The organism is Lysinibacillus canaveralius, from assembly GCF_047301505.1.
In the GTDB taxonomy this organism is placed as follows: domain Bacteria; phylum Bacillota; class Bacilli; order Bacillales_A; family Planococcaceae; genus Lysinibacillus_B.
Map to the genome: position 1 here is coordinate 4045147 of NZ_CP154840.1, position 23788 is coordinate 4068934.

General features: G+C 41.4%; 22 protein-coding genes. 6 read left to right on the forward strand and 16 right to left on the reverse strand.

What is annotated here, in order from left to right; translation table 11 throughout:
• Positions 1 to 180 precede the first annotated feature (180 nt).
• Positions 181 to 927 carry an alpha/beta hydrolase gene (locus AA0Y26_RS20400; RefSeq protein WP_413363847.1) on the forward strand — a complete coding sequence of 249 codons (747 nt, stop codon included), beginning with the start codon at positions 181 to 183 and terminating at the stop codon, positions 925 to 927.
• 119 nt (positions 928 to 1046) lie between these two features.
• Here AA0Y26_RS20400 and AA0Y26_RS20405 read toward each other — a convergent pair whose 3' ends face one another.
• The 7 genes from AA0Y26_RS20405 to AA0Y26_RS20435 all read right to left on the reverse strand — a co-directional run bounded on the left by AA0Y26_RS20405 (position 1047) and on the right by AA0Y26_RS20435 (position 8574).
• Complete coding sequence (locus AA0Y26_RS20405; RefSeq protein ID WP_413363848.1) at positions 1047 to 2396, reverse strand: S-layer homology domain-containing protein; 1350 nt, start codon at positions 2394 to 2396, stop codon at positions 1047 to 1049.
• Positions 2397 to 2514: 118 nt separating this feature from the next.
• A complete protein-coding gene (locus AA0Y26_RS20410; RefSeq protein ID WP_413363849.1) occupies positions 2515 to 3813 on the reverse strand; it encodes a LysM peptidoglycan-binding domain-containing protein in 1299 nt (432 codons plus the stop codon).
• Positions 3814 to 3983: 170 nt separating this feature from the next.
• Positions 3984 to 4733 (reverse strand): cytochrome c oxidase assembly protein, encoded by a 750-nt coding sequence (locus tag AA0Y26_RS20415; RefSeq protein WP_413368330.1) that lies wholly within the window; start codon positions 4731 to 4733, stop codon positions 3984 to 3986.
• On the reverse strand, positions 4733 to 5176 hold the full coding sequence (locus AA0Y26_RS20420) for a DUF2243 domain-containing protein (protein WP_413363850.1): 444 nt from the start codon (positions 5174 to 5176) through the stop codon (positions 4733 to 4735). The genes AA0Y26_RS20415 and AA0Y26_RS20420 overlap by 1 nt, the downstream gene beginning before the upstream one ends.
• 392 nt (positions 5177 to 5568) lie before the next feature.
• Entirely contained in the window at positions 5569 to 6291 is a 723-nt protein-coding gene (locus tag AA0Y26_RS20425; protein ID WP_413363851.1) for a hypothetical protein, read from the reverse strand.
• A complete protein-coding gene (locus tag AA0Y26_RS20430) occupies positions 6284 to 7624 on the reverse strand; it encodes an AAA family ATPase (RefSeq protein WP_413363853.1) in 1341 nt (446 codons plus the stop codon). Before AA0Y26_RS20430 ends, AA0Y26_RS20425 begins: the two co-directional genes overlap by 8 nt.
• Before the next feature lie 179 nt (positions 7625 to 7803).
• Complete coding sequence (locus AA0Y26_RS20435; protein ID WP_413368332.1) at positions 7804 to 8574, reverse strand: DUF2935 domain-containing protein; 771 nt, start codon at positions 8572 to 8574, stop codon at positions 7804 to 7806.
• A gap of 421 nt (positions 8575 to 8995) precedes the next feature.
• Between AA0Y26_RS20435 and AA0Y26_RS20440 the strand changes: the two genes are divergently transcribed.
• Positions 8996 to 9685 (forward strand): hypothetical protein, encoded by a 690-nt coding sequence (locus AA0Y26_RS20440; RefSeq protein ID WP_413363854.1) that lies wholly within the window; start codon positions 8996 to 8998, stop codon positions 9683 to 9685.
• Positions 9686 to 10194: 509 nt separating this feature from the next.
• Here AA0Y26_RS20440 and groL read toward each other — a convergent pair.
• Positions 10195 to 11829: a chaperonin GroEL gene (gene groL, locus AA0Y26_RS20445; RefSeq protein WP_413363855.1), complete on the reverse strand. Its 1635-nt coding sequence runs from the start codon at positions 11827 to 11829 to the stop codon at positions 10195 to 10197.
• Positions 11830 to 11936: 107 nt separating this feature from the next.
• Positions 11937 to 12221 carry a co-chaperone GroES gene (groES, locus tag AA0Y26_RS20450; protein WP_413363856.1) on the reverse strand — a complete coding sequence of 95 codons (285 nt, stop codon included), beginning with the start codon at positions 12219 to 12221 and terminating at the stop codon, positions 11937 to 11939.
• A gap of 204 nt (positions 12222 to 12425) precedes the next feature.
• Between groES and AA0Y26_RS20455 the strand changes: the two genes are divergently transcribed.
• From AA0Y26_RS20455 to AA0Y26_RS20465, 3 genes are all read left to right on the forward strand, one after another.
• On the forward strand, positions 12426 to 13172 hold the full coding sequence (locus tag AA0Y26_RS20455; RefSeq protein WP_413363857.1) for a CPBP family intramembrane glutamic endopeptidase: 747 nt from the start codon (positions 12426 to 12428) through the stop codon (positions 13170 to 13172).
• Between the two features lie 118 nt (positions 13173 to 13290).
• Positions 13291 to 14805, forward strand: coding sequence for a class I adenylate-forming enzyme family protein (locus AA0Y26_RS20460; RefSeq protein ID WP_413363858.1), 1515 nt, complete (start codon positions 13291 to 13293; stop codon positions 14803 to 14805).
• A complete protein-coding gene (locus tag AA0Y26_RS20465) occupies positions 14789 to 16459 on the forward strand; it encodes an acyl-CoA dehydrogenase family protein (RefSeq protein ID WP_413363859.1) in 1671 nt (556 codons plus the stop codon). Before AA0Y26_RS20460 ends, AA0Y26_RS20465 begins: the two co-directional genes overlap by 17 nt.
• Before the next feature lie 159 nt (positions 16460 to 16618).
• Here AA0Y26_RS20465 and tatC read toward each other — a convergent pair whose 3' ends face one another.
• The 3 genes from tatC to AA0Y26_RS20480 form a co-directional block, all read right to left on the reverse strand.
• Positions 16619 to 17440 (reverse strand): twin-arginine translocase subunit TatC, encoded by an 822-nt coding sequence (gene tatC, locus AA0Y26_RS20470; protein ID WP_413363860.1) that lies wholly within the window; start codon positions 17438 to 17440, stop codon positions 16619 to 16621.
• A gap of 18 nt (positions 17441 to 17458) precedes the next feature.
• Complete coding sequence (locus tag AA0Y26_RS20475) at positions 17459 to 17674, reverse strand: twin-arginine translocase TatA/TatE family subunit (protein ID WP_413363862.1); 216 nt, start codon at positions 17672 to 17674, stop codon at positions 17459 to 17461.
• A gap of 82 nt (positions 17675 to 17756) precedes the next feature.
• The gene (locus tag AA0Y26_RS20480) at positions 17757 to 18392 is read right to left on the reverse strand and encodes a redox-sensing transcriptional repressor Rex (protein WP_413363863.1); all 636 of its coding nucleotides are present in this window, start codon (positions 18390 to 18392) and stop codon (positions 17757 to 17759) included.
• A 128-nt stretch (positions 18393 to 18520) separates the two neighbouring features.
• On the opposite strand from AA0Y26_RS20480, the gene AA0Y26_RS20485 reads away from it, so the two are divergent.
• The gene (locus AA0Y26_RS20485) at positions 18521 to 20464 is read left to right on the forward strand and encodes an ABC-F family ATP-binding cassette domain-containing protein (protein WP_413363864.1); all 1944 of its coding nucleotides are present in this window, start codon (positions 18521 to 18523) and stop codon (positions 20462 to 20464) included.
• A gap of 706 nt (positions 20465 to 21170) precedes the next feature.
• On the opposite strand, the gene tsaD is transcribed toward AA0Y26_RS20485, so the two are convergent.
• From tsaD to tsaE, 4 genes are read right to left on the reverse strand one after another with little or no spacing between them, the layout of a single operon-like run.
• Complete coding sequence (gene tsaD, locus AA0Y26_RS20490) at positions 21171 to 22187, reverse strand: tRNA (adenosine(37)-N6)-threonylcarbamoyltransferase complex transferase subunit TsaD (RefSeq protein ID WP_413363865.1); 1017 nt, start codon at positions 22185 to 22187, stop codon at positions 21171 to 21173.
• Positions 22180 to 22608, reverse strand: a complete 429-nt coding sequence (rimI, locus tag AA0Y26_RS20495; RefSeq protein WP_413368334.1) for a ribosomal protein S18-alanine N-acetyltransferase — start codon at positions 22606 to 22608, stop codon at positions 22180 to 22182. The genes tsaD and rimI overlap by 8 nt, the downstream gene beginning before the upstream one ends.
• Before the next feature lie 14 nt (positions 22609 to 22622).
• A complete protein-coding gene (gene tsaB / locus AA0Y26_RS20500; protein ID WP_413363866.1) occupies positions 22623 to 23327 on the reverse strand; it encodes a tRNA (adenosine(37)-N6)-threonylcarbamoyltransferase complex dimerization subunit type 1 TsaB in 705 nt (234 codons plus the stop codon).
• Positions 23324 to 23776 (reverse strand): tRNA (adenosine(37)-N6)-threonylcarbamoyltransferase complex ATPase subunit type 1 TsaE, encoded by a 453-nt coding sequence (gene tsaE, locus AA0Y26_RS20505; RefSeq protein ID WP_413363867.1) that lies wholly within the window; start codon positions 23774 to 23776, stop codon positions 23324 to 23326. The genes tsaB and tsaE overlap by 4 nt, the downstream gene beginning before the upstream one ends.
• Between the last annotated feature and the right edge of the window lie 12 nt (positions 23777 to 23788).

The window sequence follows — 23788 nt, forward strand, 5'->3', positions numbered from 1 at the left end:
AATAGAAATAATAAATTGTACTTATGTATTTATAGCACTATAATAGCTATAGTGAAACGAATTCATAACAAATTTTTAAATGAATTACAACTAGTTTTTTTAAATTTTCGATTGATTGTCAAATTTTCTTACATCAAATGAACATACATTATCACATATTTAAAAGGAGTTTGTTAAAAAATGAAAATCATTCCACCAAAGCCTTTTACAATTGAAGCTGGCAAACGCGCTGTTCTTCTGTTACACGGCTTTACCGGAAACACAAATGATGTAAAACGTTTAGGAAAATATTTAGCAGATCGTAATTACACTGTGCATGCGCCTCTTTATAAAGGACATGGCAGTGATCCGAAGACATTAATTCAAACAAACCCGATTGAATGGTGGAACAGCGTAATTGAAGGCTATGATGTCTTACGCAATCTTGGATATGAAGAAATTGCTGTTGCCGGTGTATCTCTTGGCGGTATTTTCTCATTAAAGCTTGGCGTTGAACGTCCAACGAAGGCAATCGTAACAATGTCAGCGCCTGCCATCGCGAAAAGCCCGGAAAGCTTACAAAGCCGTATTATTGATTATGCTATTAATTATAAAAAACTATCCGGTACGTATGATCCAAATGTAGATCGCCCGGAGCGTGTAGCAGATTTAGTTCGGATGCCATCGCTTGACTATTTGCAAGGGATGATTAATGATACTAGTAGTAAACTTGAAAATATCCAGGCACCCGTCCACATCCTACGAGGTCTACAGGACGATGAATATTATTGTGAAAGTGCAGATCTAATTTACAGCTCTGTGAAATCACGTATCAAATCAGTGAAGACATTTATCAACTCTGGCCATATTCTAACATTAGGTCAAGAGCGTGATTTAGTGTTCGAAGAAGTTTACCGCTTCTTTGAGGGACTAAAATGGAAAGAATAATGAATAAACATTTTGTTATTCGTCTATACTAACTACATTATCCCCAGCAGAACACCCCTTCTGCTATATATATTAAAAATAAGCGACGAGGCAGATTCCCCATCTCCTCGCCGCTTATTTTAATTTCCTGCAATCACCTGCTCGTAAAAGTTCGAGATGATCTTTGCAGCCTGGGCACGTGTTAAATACCCAGTTGGATTGAACTTCCCTGTTGAACCTACTCCAGAAGCAATTTGTTTATCGTATAGGAATGTAATAGCGTTCTGATATTCGCTGCTGTATGTGCTGATATCGATGAACGGCGCTATTTTCACCGGCTTATATGTCTTTCCTGACTCTTCTTCATAAGCACGATGAATCATTAATGCCATTTGCGCACGAGTAATACGGTCACCCGGCATAAACAACTGCCCAATCCCCTTGACAATTCCTGCTTCAGCCGCTGCGGCAACTTCCTCCTGCGTTTTCACTGGGTAGCCGAGTAAATCCGTAAATTGTACTGGTTTTTCTGCCTTCAGTTCCAGCGCACGTGTTAAAATCGATGTCATTTGGACGCGTGTCAACGGATTATACGGCTTAAATGTGCCATCTTTGTATCCGTTCATAAGTCCATACTCTGCTGCCTTTACTGCATAGCCATATGATTCACTGTTCTGTGGAATGTCCGTAAAGTCGACCTTTACTTCAGGAAGAGGTACTAGCCCAATGTATTCAAGGACCGGCTTCGCAAATTGCTCAGCTATCACCTTGTAGCCTTCTTCACTTGGGTGGATATTCTCAGGGTTTGGCAGGTATGCCGCCGTATCGGAGGCAATGATATCGTTCACTTTTACAAAGTACGCTCCATTCCCTTCTGCCATCCCTTTCACCAGTTTATCGAGCTCTCCTACCAGCATATTCAATTGTACAGAAAGCTCCGTTACATGTGGGAAAGGATTATAGTATCCCATAACAAATACGTCTGCAGTTGGATTAAGCTGTGAAATCCGCTTCAAAATAGCCGTGTAATTTCCGACCATTTTTACGATTGCCCGCTGCACTTCAGCAGGGTCCAAGCTAATATTCCCCGACTCATCACGCTCTAAGTTTTGCAAAACATCATTTGCTCCGACACTAATCGTGATAACATCTGCCTTTTTTACTTCGTCTGTTAAAGAAACAGTTTCTCCTGTTTCAGACGATGGCTTTTCTACATCTTTATTCAATTCATTCAAGACATGCTCGGTTGTATAACCCGGCACTGCAAAACCTTTGTTGTAGGAAGCTAACAAACCGGCTTCCCCTAATGTTTGAGCAAGGAAATCTGCGTAGCCTGTCCCGATTCCTCCCGTTTCTATCATCCCGGCAGCAAGTGAATCCCCTAATGCAAGATAGTGGGCCGGCTGCCCATTATTGCCTGTCATGGCCGCTGCTGGGCTGACGAGCTGGAATGTCAAAAATATTACGGCTAAAAACTTAAGTAATTTCAAACACTCTTCCTCCTTTACTGTTGTACTGTATTAATTATAGTAGATTCTATCAATCTCCTGCAAAGATTCAGAAGAAGTATTCTAGATACTGCCCATCCGCAAATGAAAGGCAGCTAGATTAGCTGCCTCCTAATTTTACAACATTGAAATTCTCTTCGATGAGAAGCCAATTTTGCGGGAAAGATAATCCCAGCTTCCAATATCCTATACCTCTGAGACCAAGCTGTTTCAAGAGATCGAACTTTGCTTGAATCGATCTTGCATCTTCAAACCAAACAATATGCTCCCTGCCTTCCTCATCCCGATAGGTAAAGAATGGTGCCTGCGCCTGTGTATCATATTGAATAGTTGTTTGATAACGGACAGCTAGCTGAATTGCTGCTTGGGGGCTGATTGCTCGGGCGTATTCCCCCCCTGGCACAAACGGGAGCGTCCAATCATAGCCATATAAATTTTGGCCCATCATAATCTTATCAGCCGGTATTTCTGTAATTGCATAGTTCAGTACCCGTTCTACTTCATTAATAGGCGATACAGCCATCGGTGGGCCGGCTGAATATCCCCATTCATATGTCATGATCATGACGAAATCAACAATTTGACCAATTGCACGATAATCATGTGCCACAAACCATTCTCCCGGCTGATCTGCTCGTGTCTTTGGAGCCAAGGCCGCACTAACACTTATACCTACTTCATGCATCTGCTCAACTGCTCGTTGTAAAAATTGAGTATAAGCTACCCGCTGTTCTCCCGGCAGATGTTCAAAATCGAACATAACAGCACGTACATCGCCTAATTCCTCTGCATAGGAGATGATATTTTCCAGTAGAAGATCCTGTACGGCACTGCTTTGTAAAATATCCCGTCCCAGCTCTGCACTGAAAGCACCTGCTTCAAGATTGGATATTACCAGCATAATAGATGCACCTGTCTGCTCAGCTATCTCTGTTATCCCATTACTCGGCGGGAGACGCAAGCTGCCGTCCCTTCTTGCTTCCAGGCTGAAGAGACTTAAATACGTCAGAACCGGGCTAGCCTTCGTTGCTTGCTCTAACAATGCCGGGCTCACTGTATCACCTCGAGGCTCCAAAAAAGCCAAAGTTTCGGCCGTAGTCTTTGCTGGTGGTGGAATGTAAAGCTGGGTTCCTACCATTAAAGGCTCATTTATATTTAAACCATTAAATCGTGCCAGCGTGTTGATCTCTACACCGTAGCGTTGAGCAATGCTCCAAAAGCTATCTCCTGGCTGCACCCAATAATATCTTCCGTATATCGGCATGACTAATGCCTGCCCCACTACTAGCCGATCTGGGTTTTGCAATTCATTCGCCTGTATAATCGCTTGGACGGTTGTACGATATGCCTGAGCCAACCCATAAATTGTCTGTCCGGGTTGTACTACATGAATTTGCATAAATTTCCCCCTCTGCGACTACCATATGCGATATATTCTCTTTACATACCAAATGCCTATACATTATCACAGGAGGAATTATTGCTAAATCAAGTAATGTAAGCAATTCACTTGGTTCATTAACAAAAAAGCCAAAGTCCCGTATCGACTTTGGCTTTCATGCCAGCTTATTATAAGCTAGCCTGTATATTCCGTTTTGTTTCTTTTTGCATAGCCATGTACCATTCATAGCATAGGAAGGTTATGATGATTAACTCAATCACGCCGCCTCCATAATACATCCACTGGGCACCGGTTTCTGCCTGTTCAGCAGTAGCCATATGCGGTGGATTGGCATAAAGCCATTTCGCTAGAATATTATGCGCAGCAATTGACAACACAAGTACGACAGAGCGAAGCGACCATGACGCTCTGTGAGGGTTGAAATCCACTGAAAGCAAAACATGAGTAAACAAATATCCGGCAAGGAATATATGTAAATGAACAACATAATGAACAGCCATGGACATATGCATTGCCATATATAGATCAGTTGTATAAAGGAGCCACAGCCCACCAATATTCAACAGCGAGGCTGTGATGGGATGGCTTATAAAATGTGCATAATTTGTCTTAGACAGCCTCATCATTCCACGGGCGGGCTTCACAGGTATTATACGCAACAACAATGTTATTGGTTTCGCTAGTACAAAGAACAAGGGTGCAGCCATACCGAGCAGCAGATGGACAGTCATATGGGAAACGAAATTGTGGTGTGCCTCGTGTGCCAATGAACCTGTTATTGAAAATGTAATACAGACAGCACCAAGCAGCCAATAAAGGATTCTTTTGACTGGCCATTTTCCCGTTATCTCTGCTGCCATCACATAAGGAGCGGCAATGAGTATAAACACAAGGAGGGTACTAACCCAATCTCCCATCAAGCTGAATTCACCCGCTTTCTTCTTAGGATTAATAAGCCGATAATAATGAATAGAACAGCCCCTATATTCCAAACGAGATCATAATAAAAAATTTCGACATTATAACGGATTTGGTGAAGTCTGAATACCTTATGCTGAATAATCCCATCATAGAGCTGGAATACACCTGCACCGAATAAGACCGCACCGATCCATCGTTTTCTATTCCAAGATTTCTGCTTGCGTAAATGTGCAACCATAAAAAGTCCGATCACTGTGGCAAACCAGCTGAATGCATGAAAAAGACCGTCTGACACTAGGCCGACGTCTGTCGTTGATTTATCGTAGAAATGATGCCAGTGTAACAGTTGATGAAATACAGTCTCATCTATAAATGCAATCATGCCTAGCCCAAATAAAATTCCTGACCAAAAATTAAGTGAATGATTATTTTTCGCCATCTTCTGATCAACCTCCCCGAGCACATGTTCTTCTTACAATATAAGTGTTTATAGAAAATTTTATACATGTTCATACCCGAGAGGCGTATTATTATAAACCATTTAAAAGCTCTTTTCACCTACGCAGAATTGTCCACTCTTCTAAATCCATTCCGATTAAAAACAAGCAAGGCTTTCAACATGAAGATTTTTAGTTGTCTCATGATTCAAAGCGTATTTTCTTACTAAATGGAGCCTCGCATACTCATCTATCGAGTTTTCAAACATCGCGCATTCCCATAAACTTAATTTTTTCAAAAAAATATTAACGCATTTTATTTATAATTTATAAAAGTCGCTTCTATCTCGCTTCCTTTTACTAAAAGCAAGCGCTTTTCATATTCATGGGGTGTTCATGTTAATGAATCAATGAAATCAAGAACAAACGGCATATTGGTGCTGCGCTGGAGAGAATTTAGTTCCTTTGTAATGCTCTCCCAGGACTTTTCCCAGTTTTCCTCCCAAGGTATGCTTTCTTCTACGGGGGTGAACTGCCTTAAAAATTGATCGAGCGGCATCTCGAGATGATCTAGAAAGCTTTCCGCTTTTTCCAGCTTGCTATTTCCCTTTGCATTTTGTTCCCCCCATAATACATGGTCCAGGTTGATAGAGAAGTAGTAAAGACGATAAGGAATTTTCCGCTTTTTATAGGCAGCATATCGATCCAGTGCCAAGGTTTTCATATTTTCCGCCTTTACTTGATTCCGCTCAATCATCTGTAGTTTCTTGAATTTTGTTGTGACATAGATGCCGTTCTTTCCATATCTGGTACGTGTCGCTTTAATTCTGTCCACCCGGATAAACTTGTCATTTATAAAGCAGCCATCTGTATCCGTAAATTGGACGACTGCCAATAAATCGCTCGGCATCAATCGATACGTATTCAGATACTTCTCTATGACATGTTCGATGGCTGATTCTACTGTACCGTGCTTCCGGTTCCAATTACTCACGACATCTCCGCACTGGACATCGATCCGAATCTCCAAATTTTCAAAGCGCTCCTGCAAAAAATCAAAAAAGACCAGCTCCTCCGTTTGTCCCTCTACAATGACCAGCACTACTTTTTTACTCATGTCGCTTCCCTGCCTTCCTGAAAGCTCGCTTAATGTGGAATGTTTTCGTTTCCTTGTATATTTCCTCGTCCTGTCCTCCCAGCTGAATTGCTCGGAGATAGACGTCCCTTATATTGTGTAATGATTTCACACCTTTTAGCTGAATATACCGATTTTGCTCATTTGATGTAGTAAACCATAAATTACTCACCGGCAGCACCTCCAGCAGCCGCAGATTATGTGAGGTAAAGAACAACTGCCCCTGTCCCGTCTCATCAATAATCCGCAGCAGCTCTCCAAGCAGGTATTCAAAGACTCCAGAATCCAGCTCATCGATCACAATGCAGGCATTCGGTTTATTATAGACAGCAATCAAGGCACTCAAAATAGAAATGATTTTGAGAATCCCCTCTGATTCCGTACGAAGCGGCAGCACTTTTCCTTTTCGATTTGATAAAAATTCAAAGCGTACGCCCAGCTTCCCGTCATCCATCGTCTGCTCTGTAATTTCCTGGATATCGATAGTAAGACCTGGAATAATTGCAGACAACAATTCATTTGTCTGCTTAATCAGCTCCACTAATGTTTCATAAAGTGATTTAGGCAGCAAAGCCGGACCCGAAAGGTCATAAGGAATCACCCCATGTGACTTGTCCAAATAGACACTGAATGGCATGATATATTTAGTAAGAATTAACCCGACTTCCGCATTATTAATGACAAGCAAATCCCGGTTGAAATCGACTGATATATTTTCAATCAGCTGCCACTCTAAATCACCGAGCCGCTCCTTTAAAATAGGATTAAGTTCCTTATGAAAAATGAAAGAAGAATTTTCCCTTTCTGCTAAGCGGCTCGTTACCATCATGGAAATGCGTATTTTTTCCTCCATGCCTTCTAGAGAACGGGTGCGGATTTGCAGATGCATTTCATCTTTCTTCACCAATACCTTCATTCGTTTACCAGGAATATTTTCTCGGTAAGAAAGCTGTTCGAAAACTGGATACAGCCGCTCATCACCACGTGCCAGTTCCACTTGATACTGCAAAAGATACTCTCCTGTTGTATTACGTACAAGAAAATCAAAGGTCAGCTTCGCCCGCTCATTTTCTGAACGAATTAAATGCTTTTCATTGCGAGGCAGCTTTCTCGTTACTCCACCACTCGAAATAAGCCTTTTCAGCAGCTCGAATGCATCGACGACCGTCGTCTTTCCTGAACCGTTCTGTCCATAAAGTCCGACGACGTTTGACTGAGTAAGCGTTTCGAAATTCGACTGAACGCGGACTTCCCCATATTCAACATTTTTCATGTTTTCAATCACTAGCCGCTGAACCTTTACGATTGTCTCCATACAACCACCTGCTTTTTTCGTTTATTCTATCCATTTCTCACAGGAAAATTAACGTCCGTTTATTTTCTTCTTTCAAGTGAGCGCTTTTTGGTTCCTAAAACAAAAAAACCACTTCACAGGAAAAAACCTGAGAGTGGTCAAATTATTAAAAAGTAAAGTTCCATGGAAATAGAGACGGATTAATTACCGCTTCTTTCAGCTGACTGGGCCAGCTTTATCAAATAATATTGCTCTTCCCTAAGCATATGGTCAGCCATGGAGACAGTAAATATGTCTAAAACTTCAGAGCTCAACTCCATCTCCTCTAATTCTCTCAAGAAGGTTTTGAACAGTCCCATTTCTACTTTGACCTCCCGGTTAAATCTTTTCAGGGCCGGGAATTTATCAAGGTTAGTACGTAAAAAACCGGTCAGCTCAAGAGCCTTCATGTAAAACTGATCAAAATGTTTCGTAAAGGTTGCGCTTTTTTCCTTCAGTCTCTTTTCAACTGCATCCATTCGGTCATTGATTGCTCCCGCATGCCCAGAAGCATCTAGTAACCACAGCAGATGATGGTGCAGCTCATGAAAAATCGGCGGTATTTTGCCTTGCTTTAAATAAACAAGCACACGTTCATATTCCTCTAATTCATTTACCATATGATTGAGGAAGGAGGGAGTAAGATGAATCTTCATTTCACTAGTCAGGTGACGTCTGATAATGGAAAGTTTGAAAGATTTTAATTGCTTTACTGCTCCCTCTACCGTCTCCGAAAAGGAAACAGCAGTTTTGTCATCAAGCATTTTTGCCTGCTTGAGTAATTGGTCAAAACGCTGAATGAACTCGTTTGCTTTTGCAATATCCTCTTTTTGCGATGGATATAGCGAATCATGAATGAAGCGGGAATGATCAGCTAACACCTGAAGCCAAAATTGATGTTCAAAAACGGCAGTCTTCAAGTAATCGGACAGGCTGTATACATCTCCTCGTTATATACTTCTTACCATATGTATGCGGCTTCAAATAGCTTTATTCTTTATAAAAAACACAGGAACGTCTGTCCAAAGGCTCCCAAATAGCGACAGCTAGTATGAAATTCACTGGAATGGTTGACTGACTATACCCACTGGAACTTGAACGATGTATCTCTATAGTCAGTATGTCAAAGGTTGTAAAAAACCTTCATCGTACTAGCTTTTAAAAAATCTTATCCTATTTCATTTAATCGCGCTGACAAATTGTTAGCATATAATATTACTTACTCATTCGTTAATCAAATTATTAATCCGGCTCAATTATTCTCACAAACATGGACATCACTAAGCACGCTAGTAAAAGAGCCTGATTTTTGTATCAAGCTATTAAAAGAAGAATAGAAAGGAATGATTAAAAGTGTATCCTTATTACACAAATGGTTTTTTCGCGTCTCCACTTAGTGCTTCCTATAAGCAGCCATACTCACAATATACGGCACCGCTTCGGCATTTTTTGAGCCAACAACAAACCCCTATTGACCAGCGTTGTATAAGTAAGACAGAGGCCGATTATCTAGCGATGAATCGATTACTATGGATGGAGCATGTCAACTGGACTAGGATGACCATTATTAGTATTGTCTTTCAACTGCCTGACTTATCATTTGTACAGCAACGTCTCTTACAAAATGCGTTCGATTTAGGAAATTGTCTACGTCCTTTTTACGGCGACCAAATTGCAGATCATTATGCCAAACTGATTCAAGAACATCTAGTGATTGCTGCCGAACTCGTAACAGCAGCTGTAAAAAGTGATACAAACACAGTCGATATCAAAGAAAAAGAATGGTATAAAAATGCAGATGACATTGTTTTATTTTTAAGCAAAATTAATCCATACTTATCAAAAGAAGCTTTGCAAAAAATGTTTTATAAACATTTAGAATTAACGAAAAAAGAAGCTGTGACAATGATTCAAAAAAATTACAAAGCAGATGTTGAAGTTTTCGACGAAATTGAAGCAGAGGCACTGGCTATGTCGGATATGATTGCGTCAGCGATTGTCATGCAATTTTTTAATCGATTTAGGTGTCTACACATCTGCTAAAATGAATGAAGGCTTGTGCTGTCCCCTAAAAAGCTTAAGTATAAAACATAAGCAAAAAGGCTTCTAATCCTTAACCATGGATTAGAAGCCTTCATTTTTTATCCTCAAATATACTATCCAGCTATATTTCCTTATAACTCCTATATATTCACGCTCACTATCAAACAAGTGGACCGGATTTGGTCAGCCCCCAGCACAGCTACGCTAAAGAGCCCTTTTTCAGTTATATGAATTAACTACTGTAAAAGCATATCGAAACTAAAAAACTCGGGCGCTGCAACGTTTTGTTACAGCGCCCGAGTGGTCCGCGTCCATATTCAGTGGAAGTCAAGCTAATACCGTCTCGTCCTGCGACAACGCTTGACTGACTCACATCGTGCAGGAGGAACAAAGGCGAAGACCGCGACATCGTGTCGCAATGCCTTTGCCACCGCCTCCATATTCAGTGGAAGTCAAGCTGATACCGTCGCGTCCTGCGACAACGCTTGACTGACTCACATCGTGTGAGCCTACATCATTCCTGGCATGCCGCCCATAGCGCCCATGTCTGGCATACCTGAGCCAGCTGGTTCTGGAATATCTGCTACGACTGCTTCTGTTGTTAAGAATAATGCTGCTACAGAAGCTGCGTTTTGTAATGCTGAACGAGTTACTTTCGCTGGGTCTACAACACCTGCTTCGATCATGTTTACCCATTCGCCTGTTGCTGCGTTGAAGCCGATACCAACTTCTTCGCGTTTTAGGCGGTCAACGATGATAGAACCTTCAAGACCTGCGTTTTCAGCAATTTGACGTACTGGTTCTTCTAATGCGCGAAGGATGATTTTTACACCTGTCGCAACGTCGCCCTCTACTGTTTCAAGAACTTGTTCTACTGCGCTGTATACATTTAGAAGGGCAGTACCACCACCTGATACGATACCTTCTTCTACCGCTGCACGTGTAGAGTTTAAAGCGTCCTCAATACGTAGTTTGCGTTCTTTTAGTTCTGTTTCTGTTGCAGCACCAACTTTGATTACTGCTACACCGCCAGCTAATTTTGCTAGGCGTTCTTGTAATTTTTCTTTGTCAAATTCAGATGCTGTATCTTCAAGCTGTGTACGGATTTGCGCAACACGTGCTTCAATGTCAGATGTATTGCCTTCACCCTCGATAATTGTTGTATTATCTTTTGATACGACAACTTTTGAAGCGCGTCCAAGTGATGTAATGTCAGCTAATTTTAAGTCTAAACCAAGTTCTTGTGTAATCACTTGACCGCCAGTTAAAATAGCGATGTCTTCAAGCATTGCTTTACGACGGTCACCGAAACCTGGTGCTTTTACAGCTACCGCATAGAAGATACCGCGTAATTTGTTTAATACTAATGTAGCTAATGCTTCACCTTCTACATCTTCAGCAATAATTAGTAATGGGCGGTTTGTTTGTTTTACCGACTCTAATAATGGCAGAATTTCTTGGATATTTGAGATTTTTTGATCTGTTACTAAAATAAATGGATTCTCTAGTACTGCTTCCATTTTGTCAGTATCTGATACCATGTAGTGAGAAAGGTATCCACGGTCGAATTCCATACCTTCTACAACATCTAATTCTGTTGTGAAACCACGTGATTCCTCAATTGTGATAACACCATCGTTGCCCACTTTTTCCATAGCATCTGCAATGTATTGGCCAATTTCTTCATCCGATGAAGAGATTGCCGCTACTTGTGCGATTGCTTCTTTGTTTTCTACTGGACGTGAGATTGTTTGCAGCTCCGTTAAAGCAGCAGCAACCGCTTTATCGATACCGCGGCGGATACCTACAGGGTTTGCACCTGCTGTTACGTTTTTTAAACCTTCGCGGATCATTGCTTGTGCTAATACTGTTGCAGTTGTTGTACCGTCCCCTGCAATTTCATTTGTCTTAGAAGCAACTTCTGCTACTAATTTTGCACCCATGTTTTCATATGGATTTTCAAGCTCGATTTCTTTTGCGATGGAAACACCATCATTTGTAATTAATGGAGAACCGAATTTTTTCTCTAATACAACGTTGCGTCCTTTTGGTCCAAGTGTTACCTTTACAGCATTTGCTAATTTATCAACACCCGCCGCCATTAATGAACGTGCTTCTTCTGAGAACTTAATGTCTTTTGCCATTTAAAAAACCCTCCTAAAATATCAAGCTTTTTATATTGAATGTGCTGCACATCGAAACGCCGGATATCCTGGCACGCATGCGATGTGATACGTATAAAAATTCTGAATTAAGCTAGTACTGCTAAAATGTCACTTTCACGTAGAACTAAGTAGTCTTTACCGTCGTATTTCACTTCTGTACCTGCGAATTTAGAGAAGATGACTTCGTCGCCAACTTGTACATCAAGCTCGACGCGAACGCCGTTATCTAATACACGGCCTGTCCCAACAGCTACGACTTTACCTGTTTGTGGCTTTTCCTTCGCTGAGTCAGGTAATACAAATCCTGAAGTTGTTGTAACCTCTACCTCAACTGTTTCGATAATGATACGATCACCTAATGGTCTTAACAAGTGAAACAACCTCCTACAAATTAATGTGATATATTTATTTTATTAGCACTCAACACCTTAGAGTGCTAACACATTTTCTATATTAATGAATTTCTTTTTTTTTTGCAAGTCAGAATGCTAAAAAATTTTGTTTTCTTCCCATATTCCTCTAGAATAGAAGTAACGCTTATATATCATAGTCAATGACAAAGGGAGTTATTCGTTTTGGAATCAACAATTACTGAAAAGAAGAAGTCATACAAAACAGCATTCTTTATATTGCTGACGTACATTTTTGTCTTTCAATTATCCGCCCTGCTGCTTCGGCTGCCGGGTGCCCAGGAATTCGTACTCGGCTTAATAGACGCACCGCCGGAGGAAAAGGGTTCCATTTTGGCAGGATGGTGGTCATTCATCTTTGGAATTATTTCCCTCATCATTATTGCGCTGCTCGTTAAACGCGACAAAAACTTCTTTAATATTTATGAAGGAAAAAAAGCATCTACAACCGAGGCAATCGGCTGGGGAATCATTGGTTTCTTCATGGTATTTGTCGGGCAGATCATCGGTGCGGCTATCGAGATGGCAATTGGCATCGAGGGCGGCTCGGAAAATACAGCCACATTAGTAGAGGTTGCAAAGATGGCTCCTGTAATGGTACTCGTGATTGCTATCATTGGCCCTATTTTGGAGGAGTTTGTCTTCCGCCGGGTCGTGTTTGGATCATTTATCCAAACACAGGGCTTCTGGCTCTCTGCTATCATTAGTTCCATTGTTTTTGCGGCAATCCATTTTGACTTTACCCACATTTTGCTGTATACAATCTGCGGATTGATTTTTGCTTTTCTTTATTACAAGACAAAACGTTTACTGGCATCCATCGTTGCCCATGTTTTGCTTAACAGCTTTGTAAGTATCGTCAACTTAAATGCCGATAAGCTTCAGCAGATTATGGATAATATGCCTAAGTAAAATAAGACCTTCCGTCCGCGGAGGGTCTTATTTTTATATAAATAGCTGCTTAAAGAGGTTTTTATCTCCCTTTCGTCGTATTTATCTTTAAATAAGAAGTGAATAAGGGGGTTTCTGATTGAACAGTTCAAACTTGCTCGCGCGTAACGCTCGTAAGTATCCAATGTCAGAAGCGGTTGTCAGTTTGGGAAAAAGAACGTCATTTGGAGAACTTGATTTACTCGTTAATAAGTTTTCAAATGCTTTACTGAACCAGGGCTTGCAAAAAGGCGACCGGATTGTTCTTTTTATACCTAATGTATTGGATTTTGTTATCAGCTATTTTGCTGTACAACGTATCGGTGCTATTGTTGTCCCGATCAATGCTAAATTTTCACTTCGAGAGGTCGAATTTGTTATGACCCATAGTGAGGCAAGGTGCATTATCACCCATGATATGCTATTTCCAAATGTGTCCTCTTTACACTTAGGCGAAATAAAAATAAAAACTGGTTCTGCAGCAAATAGCTGGTTAAGCATGGAAGAGCTTTTGGAGAAGGCTGGTGATACAGTCATTCCTTGTCATCTGTCGGAGGATGATTTATCCACTATTTTATATACATCCGGTACAACAGGTGACCCAAAAGGTGTTCTCTTCTCCTATCGAAATATCTTAACTGTCGCAAATATGATTGCTGTTGAAATGGAAGTGAAGCCGGAAAGCAGGATGCTGCTCATGATGCCGCTCAGCCATTCGGCTCCCCTTCATCTATTTTTGATGGCCGCTTTTATTGTGGGCTGTACAAGCGTATTAACACCGACCTTCACACCTGACTTACTGATTGAATCAGTTATAAATGAAAGAACGACCCATTTCTTCGGTGCACCTGTCGCTTACTTAGTAACTGCACAGAACCCTCGATTGATAGAAGCAGACCTTTCATCAATGAAATGGTGGGTATACGGAGGTGCCCCCTTATCAAAAAATGAGGTGCTTATGATAGCAGAGAAATTCAAGACCGATCGACTTGTTAGTGTTTACGGTCTGACAGAGGCTGGTCCTTCTGGTTCTCTTCTCCTTGCTGACGAGCATCCGCATAAAGCAGGCAGTATTGGACGCCGCGCTCCCTTAGGAACTGAGCTGCGCATTGTAGATGAGGAAGGCCGAGATGTCCTAAATGGTGAGGTCGGCGAAATTGTATTGTATGGTGAAGGCAATATGCAAGGCTATTATAAAAATGAAAAAGCAACATCTGCTGCGTTTATAGATGGCTGGCTCCGAACAGGAGATCTCGCCCGTATGGATGAGGAAGGCTACCTATGGATTGTCGACCGCAAAAAGGATGTCATTATTTCAGGAGGTATTACGATTTATCCAAAGGAAATCGAAGAGATGCTGCTGCAGTTTAATGGAATAGCAGAAGCGGCGGTCATTGGCATTCCCCATCCAGAGTGGGGAGAAACAATAAAGGCTGTGTTTTCCGGGCACAGTAATATTGATATTGAAAAGTTGAAGGGCTACTTATCTAAAAATCTAGCAAGTTATAAAGTTCCTCGAATTTTTGAACAACTGAATTCTCTCCCCCGAAATGCATCAGGAAAAATACTTAAACAGCAGCTGAAAGGTGACGTGTTAAATGAAAGTATTAGCTAAACAACCAGACTACATTGAAAATTTCTATTTACGGGACGAAACCCTGCAAAATATTTTAAAAGACAAACTGCCATCCCCCTTTTTCAATTATGCCGATCGCGAATTAGCCATTTTTGGAGCTCTTTGTGCGGGACCTATTGATGAACGTGCGAAGCATACGGACCGTGAAGGTGAACCGCGTCTAATCCGCTATGATAAATTTGGAGAAGAAACGAGTCACGTGTGGGTCAATGAAGGCTATAAACAAACGGTGAAAGATACGTACAATACGGGAATTGTCGGCTATGTGCACAAGGAAATCCCCGAGCTTGGCCATAGGGGAAACTATCTATATAGCTTTGCTCAAGGATATATTCTTTCCCAAAGCGAGCCGGGCTTTTACTGTCCTGTTACGTTAACGATGGCAACAGCCTACTTATTTGAGCACTATGCAGACGAAGCTCTAAAGAAACGGTTTATGCCTCACATCTGTTCTACAGGCGGCGTTAAGCTGTACGAAGGAGCAACCTTTCTAACTGAAAGACAAGGGGGCTCGGATGTCGGAGCTAATGTAGTCGAAGCAAGATTCATTGATGGCGCTTACTATTTATATGGTGAAAAGTATTTTGCTTCTAACGCCGGTCAGTGTGGTGTCGCTATGGTCCTTGCCCGCATGGAAGGAGCATCCTCTGGTTCAAAAGGGCTCACCTTATTTGCTGTACCTTGGCATTTGGATGATGGTTCATTAAATGGGATTACGGTTCGGAGGTTAAAAGATAAATTAGGTGTCCGAGCCGTACCATCTGGAGAAGTTGCCTTCGATCATGCAAAGGCATACATTGTAGGAGATGCATCGAAGGGGATTTACTATATGCTTGAAGCGTTAAATTTATCACGAATTTGTAATGCAGCTGCCTCACTTGGCATTATGCAGCGCGCCTTGCAAGAGGCCTATACCTATACGTCTGCCCGCTCCTCATTCGGGGCCCAACTGACACAGTACCCAGTCATCCAGCATAGTTTAATGAAGCTAAAAGCAAAGCAGCATGCAGAGCTTATTTCATTATTTGATTTAATTGAACTGTATGATAACGTGACAGCAGGAAATGGAACGAAAGAGGATCAAATTCTTGTTCGTCTTTTAATAGCGCTTGTCAAAAAGGAAACGGCAGAACAAGCAATCCACTTCTCACATGAAGCGATTGAACTGCACGGAGGAAATGGGTATATCGAGGATTTTGTAACCCCTCGCCTGTTACGTGATGCTCAAGTGCTGACCGTATGGGAAGGCACGGCCAATATTTTAGCCTTGGAGCTCATTCGCCTCGTCCGGAAGTTCAGTGTCCATGATCTGTTCATTCAAAGAATGGAACAACGCCTGAGTTTACTTATACCTTGCCGTTTAACAGAAATTGCAGAAGCAAAATTAGAAGAGACACGGGAGTTACTGCAGCAATTTGCGGCGCTCGATGAAACAATGCAAACCTTTGAAGCAAAGACCTTTATGAAACAGCTTGTCTCGCTCTATGAAAGCGTAAATGTAGTGGAATATGCAAAAAAACACCGGGGGCAGGGAGAACAATTGGCAGCCGTGTTTTTAGAAGAGGAGTGGAACCTGCGCTCACTTGGTGAACAAGCAAAAGCAATCCGCTATTTCGGGGAAATTTTCTCATAAAAACAAGACGGTACGATCTCCGCTATCCACAGACAGTTAGAATTGCACATGCGGAGAAAGCAAAAAAGACTTGGCATGACCGCCTAGCCGTTATCGAACGTATAGAATTTTATAGATTGTTACACAAATTAAAACGTGCCATCTTCTTTTGACGGCACGTTATCTTTGCATTTCTTCTATTTGTCTTTTTTGCTCCGCCAGCAGTTCTTCTACTTGAAGTTCCCTCTCACGCTCTTGTTCTTCACGGATACGCTGCTCTTCAGCCTCTATATACTTACGGTATCCGGCACGCGAAATCAGGATGCTTACTTCATACAAAATGAAAAGCGGTACAGCTACAATCAGGTTTGATACAAAGTCAGGCGGTGCCAGGAAAGCAGCTAGTACAAAGAGAACAAAATAGGAATACTTACGAAACTTGACCATCAGTGCCGGATTTAATATACCAATCCGGGCTAAGAACAATGTCACAACCGGCAGCTGAAATACAAAGCCAAACGGCAGCACAAGCGTAAATAAAAATGAAAAGTATTCATTAATTCCGATCGTCTGCTGAATATCCAAATCCGCCGATAAGCTCGTCATAAAGCTCATCACATACGGAAATAACACAAAATAGGAAAAAGAAATGCCTAGTAAAAATAAGAAAAAGGCATACGGTATATATTTGAGCGTTGCTTTTCGCTCCGACTCAAGCAAGCCTGGTGTGATAAACGACCATAACTGGTATAGCAATACCGGTACAGTGAAAACCAAAGCCAAGCTAAACATTACTTTTAAAAAGACAGCAAGCGTATCGGCGGGCGCAAATGCATTTAGCGTAAATTGCGCTGCTTCATCACTAAACTGGATATATTTGATAATAGGCTCCGTTAAGAAAAAACTACCAACAAGGGCTAGTACAAAGAATAGCGCCGTGACAACAAGGCGGCTTCTTAACTCTTCCATATGTTCTACTACAGTTAGTTCTCTTGGATTCATAAAATTGACATCCTTAACTTACTTGATTGAATCGTTATCTTTATGATCGATAACTTTCTTTTTATTATCGTCATCGTCATCAGCTAAACCTTTAGTAGCGTTTTTGAATTCGCGAAGTGTCGAGCCCATCGCTTTTCCTAGCTCAGGCAGTTTCTTCGGTCCAAAAATTAATACCGCTACTACACCGATAATAACTAGGCTTACTGGTCCAATCGCATTTAAATGCACAACCATTACAGCCACCTCCTCTATTATATGTATCATTTTACCGTAACACCTGCATTTTTGCTATTAGATTAAATGTGAATAATTTACGTCAGCTTTCGCTATTACGGATTAAGTAAATGAGGGCTTGTAACTCTACTGATAAATCTATATTCATTAGCTTCATCGAGTCAGGTACTGTCAGTCTGATTGGCGTGAAGTTTAATATTCCCTTTGCGTTCATCTTCGCCAGCCGGTCGGTCATCGTTTGTGCTGAACGGGCTGAAACGGTTAAAATAGCCAGCTCTGCTCTATATTCCTCGTACATCTCTTCTAGCCGATCTGGATGAAATACAGGAATATTGCTGATTTCTGTTCCTTCATACGGCGCCTTCGAATCGAATGCTACAACGATACGAGTATTGTGGTTCTTTTGGAAGTTGTATTTAAGAAATGCATTCCCCAAATTCCCCACCCCGATCAACGCTACATTCGTCGCCTCATCCTGATCTAAAGTTTGACGGAAAAAAGATAATAAATGCTGGACATCATAGCCATATCCTTTTTTCCCTAACGCGCCAAAATATGAAAAGTCCCGGCGAATCGTCGCTGGATCAATCTTCATTGCATCACTTAGTTCTTGGGATGAGATCCGCTTTTTCCCCTCTTGAGCAAAGTTTTGAAGAAAACGGTAATAAAGAGGAAGCCTTTTCGTAGTTGCCTGAGGAATTTTATATTCTTTGTTCACATACGTTCCCCCTACAATCAATTGGAAATCGTTTTAATCTTACTAAACATATAGAAACAAGTAAAGCACCTATCATTGCGCCCAATAGTTTCATCCAGTAAACTAAAGGATGAACTGAGGTGTAAAAAATGATTGTCTTACAAGTAAATCAATTATATAAATCATTCGTCACTGACGAGATACTGAGCGGTGTAAAGCTCGAGGTGCAGCATCGCGATCGGGTGGCACTCGTCGGACGAAACGGTGCCGGTAAATCAACGCTTCTGAAAATCATTGCAGGACAAATGTCTTATGACTCAGGTGAAATCATTATTCCTAAGGATGTTAACGTTGGATACCTGGAGCAACACGCCGGTATCGATTCAGAACTTTCCATTTGGGACGAAATGATGACCATCTTCGAAAGACTGCATAAGATGGAGCTGGCATTAAGAAACCTAGAACAAAAAATGGCCGATCCTTCCGTTCATGAGGATAGTGAGGCGTATGCCCGCATCATGGCGGATTACGATCAGCTCCAGCACGATTTCAAGGAAGCTGGCGGCTACCAATATGAGGCGGATACACGCTCTGTACTTCATGGTATGCAATTTTTCCCTGAAGACTATGAAAAGCCCATCCGCTCATTATCCGGAGGCCAGAGAACGCGTCTGGCACTTGCCAAACTCTTATTATCTAAACCTGAATTACTCATTCTGGACGAGCCGACGAACCACTTGGACATTGAAACATTGTCATGGCTTGAAGGATATTTAAAAAGTTACGATGGCGCAATTCTCATTGTTTCGCATGACCGATACTTCCTGGATCAAGTTGTATCCATCGTCTATGAAGTATCACGTACTCGAGTGACAAAATATACTGGCAACTATAGCGCTTATTTAGATGAAAAAGCAAAAAACTATGAACGTGATATAAAAATGTATGAGCGTCAGCAAGATGAGAAGGCAAAGCTTGAGGCATTTATTCAAAAAAATATTGCCCGTGCCTCGACAACGAAGATGGCGCAGAGCCGACGAAAGATGCTTGAACGTACCGAATGGATGGATTCCCCAGACAGTGATGAAAAGTCTGCAAGCTTCGGATTTACGATTGAGCGTCAAAGTGGCAATGACGTACTGTCTATCGACGATTTGGCAATCGGCTATACGGGAAATGAGATTTCCCACGGCATTTCTATGCGCGTCTTTCGAGAAGATCGCATTGCTCTTGTAGGGCCAAATGGTGTTGGAAAATCAACACTCCTAAAAACGGTTGTACAAGATTTAGCAACACTAAATGGGGATATTCGTTACGGTACAAATGTGCAGATTGGCTACTATGACCAGGAGCAAGCAAAGCTGAACAGCAATAAAACTGTCCTTGCAGAACTGTGGGATGAATGGCCGTTAATGAATGAAAAGGACATCCGAACAGTACTTGGTAATTTTCTATTTAGCGGCGATGATGTTACAAAGCCCGTCAACTCCTTATCTGGTGGAGAGAAAGCCCGCCTTGCTCTTGCAAAATTAATGATGCAAAAATGTAATTTCCTCGTTCTGGATGAACCTACGAACCATCTGGATCTGGACAGTAAGGAAGTGCTGGAGAACGCCCTAATTGACTATCCTGGTACGCTTTTATTTGTCTCCCATGACCGCTACTTCATCAATCGCATCGCAACAAAAGTAGTCGAACTTTCGAAAAATGGAGCTTTTGAATACTTGGGAGATTACGATTATTATGTAGAGAAAAAGCAGGAGCTCGAAGAACTGGCTGCTATGAAGGCTGCAAGTGAAGCTGCCAAGACAACTGCTACAATCATCCCTGCTAAGGCAACAACTTCTACTATTGATAAAGAAACCAAAAAGCGCGAGCGCCAGATTAGACGTTTAATTGAGGAGATAGAAAGTAAAATGGGCACCCTTGATGAAGAAATCAAAGGATACGAAGAGGCATTGTGTGATCCGGAAATCTTCTCTAACCATGAAAAAGCCCTTGAAATTCAAACTAATCTCGATACAGCAAAAGAAGCACATGAGACGCTGGAAATGGACTGGCTTGAACTAAATGAAGAGCTTGAAGCATTATAAATCGACCTACCCCCGTAAATTGTGCGGGGGTTTTTCTATTTGAATCTTTTACTATTTATTCATAGATCCTCACTATTCATCCATCAATCCGAAAGAAGGCGAATGGTAAATTCACTGGAACAGAAAAGAGAAATCGACATTTTAAAGCCTGTTGTTTACTCATAACTATAAACTCATCTTTGGATTAATATTGTTACTTTGTGAGGCTTTATTTTGCCAGAAATCTCTTTATAACTATATAAGTTTATATTAATCATTCCTTTAATATTATTCTGTAATATTAACTTTTTATTTGTCTGCTAGTTTGCCTTCCTACTTCCGTTTTTATAAATCATATAAAAACAAAAAAACTCCACATTTTTATTCACAGATAAAATGTTGTCATATCAACATATCAACAGACTTTTCCACATTGTCCACATGTGCTGTTTTGTTTTTCCACACGATTTCAACAAGAAAACCACAAATTTTATTAATAAATCACATCTTATGCACAGGTTATCCACAGTTTGTGTATAAGTACGAATGTTCTCGTTGACATTTTGAAAACAGTTGTTCAAAACTGTGGATAATTTTTCAGAAAAGTTCTAAAACGAAAAAATATTTACTTCGTTAAGCAAGTTCTATACAAAAAATCATTTTTTTCTACTATATTTGTTTTTTTATAAAAATAAAAAGTGCTGCAAATTATTTGCAGCACCTTTCTTTATTCTATCCAAGTCTTCAATTCCATTCCCGGTTTCCCATTCATTTTCATATCACCTCTTACTCCTGCCTCGTACATAAAGAATCCTGCTGCACCAATCATAGCCGCATTGTCTGTACAAAGCTTCAGCGGAGGCACGAAAAATGGAATATCTTCCTCTGTAAAAGCTGATTCTAATGCATTACGCAAGCCCTTATTAGCTGAAACACCACCAGCAGCAATTACTTGCTTAACCCCATATTCTCGAGCCGCTCGAACTGTTTTTGCCGTCAGTACTTCTACTACACTATCCTGAAAGCCTTTAGCCACATGGGCCGGGATGATTTCCTCGCCACGCTGATCCATATTATGCTTATAATTGATAACCGCTGATTTTAGTCCACTAAAACTAAAATCGTAGGAATCTTCCTCTAGCCATACTCGAGGAAACGGTACAGCCTCTTCAGCTTCATGCGCCAGCCGGTCGATATGCGGTCCCCCTGGGTATGGCAAATTCAAAACTCTTGCTACCTTATCATAGGCCTCTCCTGCTGCATCATCTCTTGTTTCTCCAATCAACTCGAAACTGCCATGCTCCTTCATATAGACAAGCTCTGTATGGCCACCTGAGACAACAAGCGCCAGCAGTGGAAATTCCATCGGCTGTACAAGGGCATTTGCATATATATGTCCTGCTATATGATGCACCGGTACAAGCGGCAGTCCATGAGCAAAAGCAAATGCCTTCGCTGCATTAATGCCAATCAGCAGCGCCCCTACAAGCCCCGGACCTTCTGTAACAGCTACTGCAGCTAAATCAGCCGGTTCCATTCCTGCTTGTGTCAAACATTCTTCAATGACAATTGTCATCTGCTCTACATGATGTCTTGAAGCAATTTCCGGCACTACTCCTCCAAAACGCTTATGACTATCTATTTGTGATGATACAACATTTGAAATAATCTCTGTACCATCTTTTATAATGCTTGCTGCTGTTTCATCACAGCTTGTTTCAATTGCCAGTATATATTTACTCATTTATATTCACCCACATTACAAGAGCATCTTCCCCGTTATCCGTATAATACCCTTTCCGAATGCCCCCATTTTGAAAACCTAATTTTCGATAAAGGTTTTGTGCTACCACATTCGTCACTCGCACTTCCAAGCTCATAACCTCCATCTCGGCTTCACGTGCAACACGGATAGCTTCCTTCATCAATGCTTCTCCTATTCCCTTACCTCGTGCCGACTCTACAACGGCTACATTTGTAATTTGTGCAGCATCGATTACAAGCCACATACCACAAAATCCGATGATTTCCGTTTCATCTTCTGCCACTATATAATGTGCATACTGATTCTCACGCATTTCATAATGAAAGGAATCGAGCGTCCACGGTGTTGGAAAAGTTGCCAACTCAATTGCATAGACAGCATCTACATCGGCTGCTGTCATTCTACGATACGTAATCACTCGGCCACCTTCTTCTGTTCCTTAATCCAATTTGCTTCCGCCTCTGCAATACGGCGATACTGCGGTACAAAATGGTGAACCGCTTCTATAGACGGCAACTCCCGATCCTCTGCAAGCGCAATAAGTTCTGCAGCACGCGGCAGATCAAGTGTATAAGAAGCTCGGATAGCCTTATCTCCAAGTCTCTCCTTGATACGGTCCCAGAATACTTCTACATCTGTACCGATAAATAACACGTTTTCATTTAATGCCTGCAGCGTTTCTAACAACCCATCGATATGATCATGATGATCATGAATTACTTCATTTAACAATTCGCCACGATAGGCAGCCGCATAAACATGCTGGCGTCTTGCATCAAATAATGGACAGATAACTCCATTAAAAAGTTTGGCATTGGCAGCCAATGCCTGCAGGCTCGATACTCCTACTAAAGGTTTCTTCAGCGTCCAAGCAAGTGTCTTGGCAATTGTTACACCAATACGTACTCCTGTATATGAACCGGGTCCTTCTGACACGGCTACTGCATCTATTTGGGAAGGCGTTATGTTTGCCTTGGCAAATAGCTCCTCTACGGCAGGCATTGCACCTACAGAGTGCGTAATTTTAATATTTTGGACTGTTTCTGCCAATACTCGTCCCTCTTTTACAATCGCCACAGAAAGAGGGGCATTTGCTGTATCAATTCCTAACCAAATCATTTTAGTAGCTCCTCACACAGTTGGACGTATTGTTCGCCCACCGGTTTAAATATAAATTTCCGCTCTGTTTCACTAATCCGGCTGATTTCCACACTTAAGCGCTCTTTGGGCAGCTCATCTTCAATTAAATGAGCCCACTCTACAACCGTTACTGCATCCCCATAAAAAATTTCATCCCAGCCAAGATCCTCATCACTGTCTGCTAAACGGTAGACATCAAGGTGATTCAACGGCAGACGTCCATTATATTGCTTCATAATAGTAAAAGTAGGACTGTTTACTGTACGCGTAATTCCCAGACCTTTTGCCAATGCCTGTGTAAAGGTTGTCTTGCCTGCTCCTAAATCACCTTCAAGTGTAATAGTAGTCTGAGGCTCAAGAAGTGCTGCTAAACGATGGGCTAATGCCTGTGTTTCTTCAACTGATGTTATATATTTTTCAAATACCATGTTTTAATCCTC